This window comes from Corynebacterium sp. MSK039 (assembly GCF_030232315.1).
GTDB lineage: Bacteria > Actinomycetota > Actinomycetes > Mycobacteriales > Mycobacteriaceae > Corynebacterium.
Genome location: NZ_JASPJL010000001.1, coordinates 13259 through 24606, shown reverse-complemented (window position 1 = coordinate 24606; position 11348 = coordinate 13259). Strand labels below are relative to the sequence as shown.

Annotated in this window: 9 protein-coding genes; 7 read left to right on the top strand and 2 right to left on the bottom strand. The window is 65.1% G+C overall.

The window, feature by feature from the left end:
* Positions 1-506: 506 nt before the first annotated feature.
* From QP997_RS00120 to QP997_RS00105, 4 genes are read left to right on the top strand one after another with little or no spacing between them, the layout of a single operon-like run.
* Complete coding sequence (locus QP997_RS00120) at positions 507-1424, top strand: ABC transporter ATP-binding protein (protein ID WP_284845845.1); 918 nt, start codon at positions 507-509, stop codon at positions 1422-1424.
* A gap of 4 nt (positions 1425-1428) precedes the next feature.
* On the top strand, positions 1429-2190 hold the full coding sequence (locus QP997_RS00115; protein WP_284845844.1) for an ABC transporter permease: 762 nt from the start codon (positions 1429-1431) through the stop codon (positions 2188-2190).
* Positions 2127-3320 carry a sensor histidine kinase gene (locus QP997_RS00110; RefSeq protein ID WP_284845843.1) on the top strand — a complete coding sequence of 398 codons (1194 nt, stop codon included), beginning with the start codon at positions 2127-2129 and terminating at the stop codon, positions 3318-3320. The genes QP997_RS00115 and QP997_RS00110 overlap by 64 nt, the downstream gene beginning before the upstream one ends.
* Positions 3317-3922 carry a response regulator transcription factor gene (locus QP997_RS00105; RefSeq protein WP_284845842.1) on the top strand — a complete coding sequence of 202 codons (606 nt, stop codon included), beginning with the start codon at positions 3317-3319 and terminating at the stop codon, positions 3920-3922. Before QP997_RS00110 ends, QP997_RS00105 begins: the two co-directional genes overlap by 4 nt.
* 69 nt (positions 3923-3991) lie before the next feature.
* Here the strand turns inward: QP997_RS00105 and QP997_RS00100 are convergent, their stop codons facing one another.
* Positions 3992-4597 (bottom strand): helix-turn-helix domain-containing protein, encoded by a 606-nt coding sequence (locus QP997_RS00100; RefSeq protein WP_284845841.1) that lies wholly within the window; start codon positions 4595-4597, stop codon positions 3992-3994.
* A 105-nt stretch (positions 4598-4702) separates the two neighbouring features.
* Between QP997_RS00100 and QP997_RS00095 the strand changes: the two genes are divergently transcribed.
* The 3 genes from QP997_RS00095 to trhA all read left to right on the top strand — a co-directional run bounded on the left by QP997_RS00095 (position 4703) and on the right by trhA (position 8963).
* On the top strand, positions 4703-6301 hold the full coding sequence (locus QP997_RS00095) for a cation:proton antiporter domain-containing protein (protein WP_284845840.1): 1599 nt from the start codon (positions 4703-4705) through the stop codon (positions 6299-6301).
* A 193-nt stretch (positions 6302-6494) separates the two neighbouring features.
* Positions 6495-8210, top strand: coding sequence for a formate--tetrahydrofolate ligase (locus tag QP997_RS00090; RefSeq protein WP_284845839.1), 1716 nt, complete (start codon positions 6495-6497; stop codon positions 8208-8210).
* A gap of 27 nt (positions 8211-8237) precedes the next feature.
* Positions 8238-8963, top strand: a complete 726-nt coding sequence (trhA, locus tag QP997_RS00085) for a PAQR family membrane homeostasis protein TrhA (RefSeq protein WP_284845838.1) — start codon at positions 8238-8240, stop codon at positions 8961-8963.
* Positions 8964-8981: 18 nt separating this feature from the next.
* Here the strand turns inward: trhA and der are convergent, their stop codons facing one another.
* A complete protein-coding gene (gene der, locus QP997_RS00080) occupies positions 8982-11336 on the bottom strand; it encodes a bifunctional cytidylate kinase/GTPase Der (RefSeq protein ID WP_284845837.1) in 2355 nt (784 codons plus the stop codon).
* Positions 11337-11348 lie beyond the last annotated feature (12 nt).

Sequence of the window (11348 nt, the reverse complement as noted above, 5' to 3'; positions counted from 1 at the left end):
ATTAGCCCTTGATGGCAGCAACGATGGCCTGGAAAGCACCGCTGATAGCGCCAACAAGAACGTCAAACAGGGTAGAGATAAGCTCGAACATGATGTTCTCCTTACTAGTGGAAGGTGTCGCACCCGGGGGTTGATCGGTGCACCTTGACGCTAACAATTCATTTCAAGTGCACTTATTTCCGCAAAACTACCGACCCCCTAAGCGGGGGCACGGAAACGCCCCCACCTGCAACTTAAGAACAGGCCACCCCTCGTCCCCCGCCCTCACTTCCTGTGACAAGCAAGACCGCAGGTAGGCACCCCGACCTCACGTCGACGTTCCCGGCAACCCGATTGACAACGCCGTTTCCTGCCCAAGGGCGACGGCGGAGAAACAGAAACCAAAAAGAAAAAGACCAAGAAACCCGCCTAGCGCCTAGCGTTTGCGGGCCCCCTGACAAAAGTCATGGACAGGTGGTGACAGAACATATGTCTGCTCCTCACGCTGAATTTCTAGCGTGAAAACCATGAGCACGACACACACCACCCACGCAATAGAAGTCACCGGAGTCGGCAAAACCTTCAACCCACGCTCCAGCCGCCCCGTCCACGCGCTGAAGAACGCGAACCTTACTGTCCAGCCGGGCGAAATCATCGCCCTCCTTGGCACCAACGGAGCAGGTAAAACCACGCTACTGGACATCATCCTGGGGCTGACCACCCCAACCTCCGGAACAGTCACCGTCATGGGTCTCTCCCCCACTCAGGCCGTTTACACACAGCACATCGGCGCGCTGATGCAGACCGGCGGCCTGCTCAACGAGCTCACGGTCAAAGACACCGTGGAGATGATCGCCGCGACCTTCCCGGAGCACCTGCCCCTCGACGACGTCATCACACAGGCCAACCTGGAGCCCATCTACTCCCGTCGCGTGGGCAAATGCTCCGGCGGTGAGCAACAGCGCCTCCGCTTCGCGCTGGCCATCCTCGGCAACCCGGAGATCCTCATCCTGGACGAACCGACCGCAGGGATGGACGCCGGCGCACGTCGCCGCTTCTGGGACTCCATGACCCACCAGGCACGGCAGGGAAAAACGATCATCTTCGCCACCCACTACCTGGCGGAAGCAGAAAACTTCGCCCAGCGCATCGTCCTCATGAACAAAGGCGAGATCATCGCCGACGGCACCACCGCGGAACTGCGGAACATGAGTGCCGACCGGGTGGTCACCGCCGAATTCCCGGGCGAACTCCCTGACCTGACCAGGCTTCCTGGGGTGAAAAGCAGCGACATCAGCGGCAACCGCCTAAGCATGACCACCGAGGATTCCGACGCGCTCGCCCGCTATCTGCTGACCGACACCGACGCCCGCAACCTTGCCATCAGCAGCCACAGCCTGGAGGACACCTTCCTCGCACTGACGAAAGAAAACCAGGAGGCGTAGAACCATGAACACCACCCTGAGATTCACCGGCCACGAACTCCTCCGCCTGCGCCGGGATATGACCACCCTGTTCTTCAGCATCGGGCTGCCGATCTTCTTCTACCTCATCTTCGGAGCGCTGCAGGACTACGGCGAGCAGGAAATCAACGGCGGCAACCTCGCCGCATTCGTCATGCTAGGGATGGCTTTCTACGCCGGCGTGGTGGGCGCGGTCGGCGCCGCAGGATCCGCCGTCACCGACAACCGCAGCGGGTGGGGCCGCCAACTGGCACTGACACCGCTGCGCCCCTGGCAGCTGGCCTTCGCGAACACAGTGAGCATCGCCGCGCGCGCGGTACTGCCGATCGTGGCCGTGTTCCTCGTCGGCGGGCTGACGAGAGCGCAGATGCAACCCGAGCAATGGGCCTTGAGCTTCCTCGTGTGCGTGCTGTGCGCCATCCCCTTCGGCTTCTACGGCCTCGCCTGGACGCTGCTGGTCCCCAAGGAGAACACGGTCGGCGTGGCCACCGGATCCATCGTGATCCTCGCCTTCGCAGGCAATGTGTTCATGCCGCTGAGCGGGACGTTGCTGGATATCGGAAGATTCACCCCGATGTATGGGGCGATGATGCTGGTGCGCTGGCCATTGGCCGAAGGCGCCCAAGTGGTTGGCACCGGGCTGATCACCGAACCGATGTGGCACGCCTGGGTTAGCATCGCGGTATGGACGGCGATCTTCGTGGGCTGCTGCCTCATGATGGGCAAGCGAGACAAGAACCGAAGCTGATGCGTACCTTCGAGAGCTTCCAGTTCAGCAACGCGATCTTCGCCTCAATATGGCTGATGTTCCTGGTGCCGGTTCTGCTCCAGGTCTACACCGGCGAGGAGTTCAACGCCGGGGATAAAACGTGGATGACGATCTGCGTGCTGGCCTTCAGCGCCGTCTACTTCTACGCCTTCGGCTCGATGGGCACATCCCCGCGCAGCTGGGGTCTGCTACCGCAGGCTCTCCTCCGGTGGGCGGTGCTGCTCGCGATCGCGCTGACCAGCGTTCCGGTGATCCACACGGGTGCCATAAGCTTCGCCCCCTATCTGGCAGCGATGCTGGGTTTCACGATCCCCCTCAAGCGGTCCCTGCCCATCGTTCTCGCCACGGGCGCGGTCGGAGCGGTCGCGGTGTGGCTCCTGGCCCCGGAGAACCTCGGTTGGTCGACCTTCATCCTGTTCTTCATCCCCCTGATGCTCGTCGCGGTGGGCGTTTTCAGTCAGTACGACGAGTCCCGCCACCAGCTCCAACACGAACTCGATCTCGCCCAGCAGCGGGAGGACATCGCCACGGACGTCCACGACCTGCTGGGCCACTCGCTGACCGTCATCAACCTCAAATCCGAGGTCGCGCGCCGGGCAATGGAGAAGAACCCGGAACAGGCCAAGCAGGAGCTCAAGGAAATCAGCGAGCTCTCCCGCCTGGCGCTTGCCGAGGTCCGCTCGACCGTGACTCAGATGCGCACGCCCACCTTCGCCGGCGAACTCCAGGGCGCGCGCCGAGCGCTGGAGACGAAAGGCATCACCGCACACCTCCCCGAACGTCTCACCACCCCGGGTGCCCACGAGGCCATCTTTTCCTGGGGCCTGCGCGAGCTGACGACCAACGTGGTCCGCCACTCCGGGGCCAGTACCTGCTGGGTCACCGTGGCCGGCGACAAGCTGCAGGTCACCGACGACGGCTGCGGCTTCAGCGACGAGGAGACGCGCAACGGCGACGGCGGCCTGGCTGGGCTCCGCGAGCGCGTCGAGGCGGCCGGTGGTCAGCTCATCGTGCACCGCGAACGAGACTTAAGTACCGTGCTGATCGCGATGGGTGCGGATCGCGAGATCATTGACGACAGCGCCACGTGCGAGGAGGAAAACCGATGAACCCGATTCGAGTACTGCTCGCCGAGGACCAGTCGCTGGTGCGCGGGGCGCTGGTCGCGCTGCTCAGCGCGGAACCGGACATTGAGGTTGTTGCGGAGTGCGCCACCGGAACCGAGGCCGTGCGCCTGGTGCAGGAACACCCCGTCGACGTGGCCCTCCTGGATATCGAGATGCCGGGGATCAACGGCCTGGATGTGGCCAAAGAGCTGGCTGGGCACCCGTGCCGCTGCCTGATCGTCACGACCTTCGGCAAGGCGGGATACGTCAAGCGCGCGATGGAGGCGGGCGTGGACGGATTCCTCGTGAAGGACACCCCTCCCGAGGAGCTAGCCGAGGCAATCCGCCGGGTGCACGCCGGGCTGCGCGTCATCGACCCGACGCTGGCCCGGGATAGTCTGCTGGCCCCCGATAATCCCCTCAGCGACCGGGAAACGCAGGTCTGCCAGCAGCTCTTCCAGGGAAAGAGCTCTCCCGCCATCGCCAAGGCCCTGCACCTTTCGCCGGGCACGGTGCGCAATCATATCTCCAGCATCATGTCGAAGACCGGCGCGGGGAACCGCTTCGAGGCTGCCCACCTGGCGAAGGCGAACGGCTGGATCTAGCACGCTGCGCGGGAAACACAGGCGGCTTGGGCACGCGCTGCCGTTAGCTGCTGCCGCCAGCCCAGTCCGCTAGTTCTTCAGCGGTGTGCCGAACTTGATAAACGAATTCCTGCCAACGACAAACTTGCTTCGAGACAGCTGCCCGAAGATCTTACGACTCTCCACGGCGTCCTTCGTAACACGGACGAGCAGCGTACGACCGGCGTCCTCAACCAGGTAGAAGGAAGCACCGCTGAAGGAGTTCTTCACCTCAGAGAAGAAATTGGGCACCCCGTCGAAGACAATCTCGGTGAACCACTGGGCAGCCGATTCGCCCTTGGTGTTCTTCTTCTCCCGCAGCAGTGGTGTGATCACGGCGTCCGGGAAGACCTGACGAACCGCGGTGTGGGCCTTCGTCCCCTTCGCCAGCCTGCCCCCAGACTTCTCTAGGGACTGGACGTCGACGGCCACGCGGTTGGTTCTTGCGCCCAGTACCGCTCCGTCCTTGCCGAGGAGGTCGCTGGTGCTAACCCCGAACAGGGCAGCAAGCTTCGTGAGGACCTCGATATCGGGCGCGCTGTCCCCAGACTCCCAACCTTGCACGGCCTCGCGGTCCACCACGAGCTTGTCCGCGAGCTCCGACTGGGAAAGCCCGGCCTTGCGGCGGAGATCCCTAATGCGCTGTGCCAGTCCCATGCGAAGAATCCTACCCCGCCATTCTGCCCCAATTCTTCACACACCCCTATGAATAATGCGTTTCATACAGCGCGAAAAACCTGGCTGTGAGGCACACTACAGTCCATGGAACTATTGCTGACTTACCTTGGCGTGGTCTTCGTCTGTGGACTCATCGCCTGGGCCGTGCGGCTACCGCCCCTGATCGGCTTCCTCGCCGCCGGTTTCGCCCTCCATGCCGCGGGTGTGGAGCATGTCGAGTCCCTCGACCTCTTCGCCGATATCGGCGTAACCCTCATGCTCTTTGCCATCGGCCTGCGCCTGGATCTAAAGGCGCTGACAGATAAGGCAGTCTGGCTCACGGCCAGTGCCCACGTGCTGGTGATGACGCTCATCGGCGCGGGCTTCATCACCGCCCTCGGCGCGCTCGGTGCGTTCGGCCCCACCAGTTTCCAGGTGGCGGTGAACGTCGCGCTGGTCTTGAGCTTTTCCAGCACCATCGTGGTCATCAAGATCCTGCAGGATCGAGGCGACGAGCAGGCCCTCTACGGCAATATCTGTATCGGCGTGTTGATTATGCAGGACATCCTCGCGGTGGCTTTCATGAGCATCCTGCGGGGCGAGCCGCCACACCTGGCCTCCCTGCTGCTCGTCGTGATTGTCCCGCTGCTCGCGCTCACCACCCGCCGCTGGTACAAGCTCGGCCATGGCGAACTCGGCGCGCTATTCGGCATTGCCATGGCACTGATCCCCGGCTACGCGCTTTTCGAGTGGGTCGGGCTTTCCGGCAGCCTCGGCGCACTGATTATGGGCGTGGTTCTCTCCCGCTCCCCCGGCGCCGAGCAGCTCAGCCACTCCCTGTTCACCCTCAAGGAGCTGCTGCTGGTCGGCTTCTTCGTCAATATCGGATTCATGGGGCTACCGAATTGGCAGAACGTTGCCGACGCCGCGCTGCTCCTCCTCCTGCTTCCCCTTCAGGCCGTCGCCTACTGGGCAATCCTGTGGTCCCTGGGGCTGCGCAACCGTACCTCTGTGCTCACGGCACTGCTGCTGGCCAACTACTCGGAGTTCGCTCTCATCATCGCCGCCGTTGGCGTTCAGGATGGCTGGCTCAACCAGCGCTGGCTGCTCTCCCTGGTGCTTGCGGTCTCCATCAGCTTCGTCATCTCCGCGATCTTCAACCCGCAGAGCGTGTCCCGGGCCACCCACCTGGCCAAGCGCCTGCCGGTGCGCCCGCCACACAAGATCCACCCGGACGACCGCCCCATCGAGCTAGGCGACGCCCACGCGCTAGTGCTTGGCGTCGGACGCGTCGGGCTTGCGTGTTACAACGAGCTCAGCGAGGTCTACGGGGCCAAGATCCTGGGCGTGGAGCACGACCCCGCCCGGGTACGCCACCTGCAGGAACGCGGCTACAACGTCGTGGAGGGCGACGCCACGGACATCGACTTCTGGGAGCGTGTGAAGGACAGCCACCAGATCGACATGATCATGCTCGCCATGCCCGCCCAGCACGCAAACGTGGACACGGTCAAGGAGATCCACGCCTCCCACGTGGACACCGAGGAGTGCACCATCAGCTCGGTGGCGATGTACCGGGAGGACGTCGAAGCCCTCGAGGAGCTCGGCCTGGACGTCGTCGTCCACCTCCAGGACGGCGCCGGCGAGTCCCTGGCGGAGCGAACCTTCCTGAACCAGGAGCAACGCCGCTCACAGCTGCAGTAATGCTCGGCCCGGCTAGGATCGCTTCGCGTAGCGCATCCCCTCGATGACCTCGCCGTTATCGAAGATGACGGGGCGGCCGTACTCCAGGCCCGGCCCGTCGTCGTACTCCGGATCCTGGCGCCGTAGTCCCGAAAACCGCTGGAGATGAGGCAGTCGGTCGGCACGCGCTGCGCTCCTTGCTTATTCTGGAAATATGACTAACTCCAGTGCAAGCACCAAGCCCCAGCCCAGCGACGTCGAAATCGCACAGGCTCACACCCTCGAGCCCATCGCGGACATCGCCGAGCGTGCCGGAATCCCCGCCGAAGCACTCATCCCCTACGGCACCACTAAGGCCAAGGTGGACGTCCCTGCCCTGCGCACCACCGACGTGTGGAACAAGCCCCTGGGCCGCACCGTGCTCGTGACAGCCATGTCCCCCACCCCCGCGGGCGAAGGCAAGTCCACCACCCTTATCGGCCTGGCTGACGCCCTGCGCACCGCCGGGCAAAACACCATCGTCGCGATCCGCGAACCGTCCCAGGGCCCAGTCATGGGCATCAAGGGTGGCGCGGCCGGCGGCGGCTACGCGCAGATCGTCCCGATGGAGGACATCAACCTCCACCTCACCGGCGACATGCACGCCCTCACCGCCGCGAACAACACCCTCGCTGCCCTCATCGACAACCACATCCAGCAAGGCAACGAACTCGGCATCGACCCGCGCCGGGTCACCTGGCGCCGTTGCATGGACGTCAACGACCGCAGCCTCCGTTCCATCGTCACCGGGCTCGGTGGTCCGGCCCACGGCACCCCGCGAGAAGCGGGCTTCGACATCACCGCTGCCAGCGAGATGATGGCGATCCTCTGCCTCGCCACGGACCTGGCTGATCTGAAGGCTAAGCTCGCCAACATCGTGATCGGCCAGACTTATAGTGGCGGGCCGGTCACCGTAGGCGACCTGCAGGTCGAGGGCGCGCTCACCGCCCTGCTGCGCGACGCGCTGAACCCGAACCTCGTGCAGACCCTCGGCGGCACCCCGGCGCTGATCCACGGTGGCCCCTTCGCCAACATCGCGCACGGCTGCAACAGCCTCATCGCCACCCAGACCGCCCGCCGTCTCGGTGACATTGTCGTCACGGAAGCCGGCTTCGGCTCCGACCTCGGCGCGGAGAAGTTCTTCGACATCAAGGCCCGCGAGGGCGGCATCGACGTGGACGCGGCCGTCGTCGTCGCGACCATCCGCTCCCTGAAGTACAACGGCGGCGTCGCGAAGGAGGACCTGAACAGCGAAAACCTGGCCGCCCTGGACGAGGGACTGAAGAACCTCGAGCGCCACGTGAAGAACATGGAGAAGTTCGGCACCACCCCGGTCGTCGCGCTGAACCTCTTCACCTCCGACACCGACGTCGAGCGCGAACACGTCGCCGAGTGGGCTGAAAAGCTGGGCGTGCGCCTGGCCGAGTCCACCGTCTGGGCCGAGGGTGGCGCCGGCGCCACCGAGCTGGCCCAGCAGGTACTCGAAGTCATCGAGAACGGCGAGACCCCGCAGGCCAGCTCCCAGCAGCTCTACGACCCGGCAAAGGGCCTGGCAGAGTCCATCAAGACCATCGCGACCCGCATCTACGGCGCTAGTGGCGTGGAGTTTTCCACCAAGGCCAAGAAGGACCTGCAGTTCCTCGCCGATCACGGCTGGGACAAACTGCCCGTGTGCATCTCCAAGACGCAGTACAGCTTCTCCGATGACCCGGAGGAGCTGGGCGCGCCGGAAGGACACGTGCTGCACGTCCGCGAACTGCTCCCACGCCTGGGCGCGGGCTTCGTCGTGGCGCTGACCGGACAGGTGATGACGATGCCGGGGCTGCCGAAGCGGCCAGCTGCCGAGCAGATCGATGTCGCCGAGGACGGCACCATCACCGGACTGTTTTAGTAGCAAAAGGGGACTACACTGATCTTCGTGCAGAATCAGGTACTCACGAAGAAACGTCCCCGCCCGGTCTTCGACCGCGGCCCCAGGCCCTACATGCGCGGGCGGTTACACACCGCCGCCGCGTGGTACTTCGGCGGGATGGGCACCGCCCTCACGATCGTGGCCCTGGCGAAGTTTGGCTTCTCCTGGATGTCCCTGACCACCGCCCTCTACGCGCTGTGCCTGGCAGGCATGCTGAGCGTGAGCGCCCTCTACCACCGGGTCCCGTGGCGCTCCGCGGCGGCAGTCAACAGCTGGCGACGCGCCGACCACGCCATGATCGCGATCTTCATCGCCGGCACCTATGGGCCGGTGACGGTCGCCGCATTCGGTGCGAGGTGGTTCACCGGCTGGGCCTGGTTCAACACCGGCGGACTGTGGATCCTGGCGGTCTGCTGGCTCGCCGCGCTGGCCGCGGTGGTGCTGAACCTGGTGTGGATCGACCACCCGCGGTGGCTCGACGCCGCCACCTACCTCACGCTCGGCTGGCTGGCCGCTATCGGCGCGGTGGGCTACTACCAGCAGCTCGGGGTCGCCGTGAGCCTGCTGATGCTGCTCGGCGGGCTGGTCTACTCGCTCGGCGCGGTGATCTACGCCAAGCAGTGGCCGAACCCCTCCCCTCGTTGGTTCGGCTTCCACGAGGTCTTCCACGCCGCCACCATCGTGGCAGCGCTTCTGCACCACATCGCGATCTGGGTGCTCGTGCTCCGCTAGAACCTGTTGTAGCTTCCGCTAGCGCTTCTTTTTCTTCTCCCGGATGCGGATCGCGATGCGCACCGGGGAGCCTTCGAAGCCGAAGGTCTCGCGCAGCTTGCGCTCCAGGAAGCGACGGTAGCCGTGCTCCAGGAAGCCCGTGGTGAACAGCACGATCACCGGCGGGCGGGAGGAAGCCTGCGTCGCGAAGAGCACGCGCGGCAGGCGGCCACCACGCATCGGTGGTGGGGTCTCCGCGATCACCGCACGCAGCCAGGTGTTCAGCTGGCCGGTCGGGATGCGCTGATCCCAGCTCTCCAGGGCCTCCAGCATCGCTGGCTCCAGCTTCTGCAGAGCACGCCCCGTCTTGGCGGAGATGTTCACCCGGCGGGCCCACGGCACGTGCGAAAGCTGCAGGTCGATCTCGCGTTCCAGCAGCTCCCGGCGATCCTCGTCCACCAGGTCCCACTTATTGAACGCCACGACCAGCGCCTTACCGGCATCCAGGATCATCCGCAGCACGCGCTGATCCTGCTCCGCGATGGGCTCGGAGGCATCCACCAGGAACACCACGACCTCACTGGCATCAATCGCGGCGCGGGTGCGCAGCGAGGCGTAGTACTCGTGCCCCACCGCGTTCTTCACCTTCTTGCGGATACCGGCGGTATCCACGAAGCGCCAGGTGCGCTCCTCCAGCTCCACGATGGAGTCCACCGGGTCCACCGTGGTGCCCGCGACGTTATCCACCACCGAGCGCTGCTCGCCGGAGATCTTGTTCAGCAGCGAGGACTTACCCACATTCGGCCGGCCCACCAGCGCCACGCGGCGCGGGCCAGAGACCACCGAGAGCTCGCGCGGCTTCTCCGGGAAGACCTCCAGCAGCTTGTCCAGCACGTCTGCCGCGCCGCGCCCATGCAGCGCGGAGACCGGGTAAGGGTTGTCCAGGCCGAGCGCCCAGAACTCCGCCATGTCCGCGTACTGCGTATCGGACTCGAACTTATTGGCCACCACGATCACCGGCACGTCGGAGCGCTGCAGCTTGCGAGCGATGACCTCGTCGGTCTCGGTGATCCCGACCTTCGTGTCCACGACGAAGACGATCGCGTCTGCCGTGGCCATCGCGGTCTCCGCCTGGCGGGCGATCGCGGCGTGGATGCCCTTGGCATCCGGGTCCCAGCCGCCGGTGTCCTGCACCCAGAAGCGGCGCCCGCCCCAGTCGCCCAGGTAGGAAATGCGGTCGCGGGTCACACCCGGGAAGTCCTCCACCACGGCCTCGCGGCGTCCGATGAAGCGGTTGACCAGCGTGGACTTACCTACATTTGGTCGGCCGACGATCGCCACCGTGCACAGCGCTTCCTTCTGCGCTTCGAGCTCGTCGGCGATGCCGAAGGCTTCCTCGATGGACTCCCAGTCGGTGTCCTCCTCGTCGGATTCCAGCAGGTCGAATTCCTCCGCCTGCAGGTAGTGCTCACCCAGCTGCTCGGGGTCGACCTCCCAGGTCTCGCCGTCCCAGTTCTCGGGATCCCAGTTCTCCAGGTCCTCCTCGGATTCTTCCTGCACCGGCGCGTCCCCATCAGCAGGGACGACGTCCCCCTCAACCGTGCGGAACACCAGACCACCAGTGTTGTCCGCGCCGTCAGCCGGGATATCGGAGTCCAGGTCCGATTCCTCGATCAGGCCAGCGATCGCCTCGATGACCTCCTCGATGCTCATCTCGCCGGTGTCGAGGATGGTGGCATCCTCCGCCGGGCGCAGCGGAGAGGTCTCGCGGGTGGAGTCCGCCTCATCACGGCGTTGGACGTCGGCCAGCACAGCCTCGTAAGAAACGTCACGGCCAGCGGCGGTGTCCTGGTCGAAGCGGCGCTGCGCGCGCACCTCGGCGCTGGCGGTCATGTACACCTTCACCGGGGCGTCCGGGAGCACGACCGTACCGATGTCTCGCCCCTCGACCACACAGCGTCCAGCGGCAGCAGCAAGGTCGCGCTGCAGCTGCACCAGGTTGGTGCGAACCTCCGGGATCGCGGCGACCGCGGAAACGTGCGCGGTGACCTCCGGACCACGGATGTCCGCGGAGACGTCCTCCCCGTCCAAAAGAACCTCGGTGGACTGCGGATCCTCGTTGACCTGCAGCGGCAGCTGGGAGGTCGCCTCGATGATGGCCTCGGCCGCAGCCGGGTCGGCCGGATCGATGCCTGCCTTCAGCACGTGCAGGGTCGCCACGCGGTACATCGCGCCGGTGTCCAGGTAGCGCGCGCCCGCGTACTGGGCGATGCGGCGGGAGACGGTGGACTTGCCGGTGCCGGACGGGCCGTCGATGGCCAGCAGGAACCCGCCCTCCTCGAGGTTGTCGATCAGCGCGAGCTGGGAGAAATCAGCGTTCATTTCAGTAGTCATCCTTCAACTCCT

What these genes read in the sequence shown, in the direction of transcription:
- QP997_RS00095 (WP_284845840.1), top strand. Translation starts at nt 4,703, where the DNA reads ATGGAACTATTGCTGACTTACCTTGGCGTGGTCTTCGTCTGTGGACTC.
- der (WP_284845837.1), bottom strand. Translation starts at nt 11,336, where the DNA reads ATGACTACTGAAATGAACGCTGATTTCTCCCAGCTCGCGCTGATCGAC.
- QP997_RS00110 (WP_284845843.1), top strand. Translation starts at nt 2,127, where the DNA reads ATGGACGGCGATCTTCGTGGGCTGCTGCCTCATGATGGGCAAGCGAGA.
- QP997_RS00120 (WP_284845845.1), top strand. Translation starts at nt 507, where the DNA reads ATGAGCACGACACACACCACCCACGCAATAGAAGTCACCGGAGTCGGC.
- QP997_RS00115 (WP_284845844.1), top strand. Translation starts at nt 1,429, where the DNA reads ATGAACACCACCCTGAGATTCACCGGCCACGAACTCCTCCGCCTGCGC.
- QP997_RS00105 (WP_284845842.1), top strand. Translation starts at nt 3,317, where the DNA reads ATGAACCCGATTCGAGTACTGCTCGCCGAGGACCAGTCGCTGGTGCGC.
- QP997_RS00090 (WP_284845839.1), top strand. Translation starts at nt 6,495, where the DNA reads ATGACTAACTCCAGTGCAAGCACCAAGCCCCAGCCCAGCGACGTCGAA.
- QP997_RS00100 (WP_284845841.1), bottom strand. Translation starts at nt 4,597, where the DNA reads ATGGGACTGGCACAGCGCATTAGGGATCTCCGCCGCAAGGCCGGGCTT.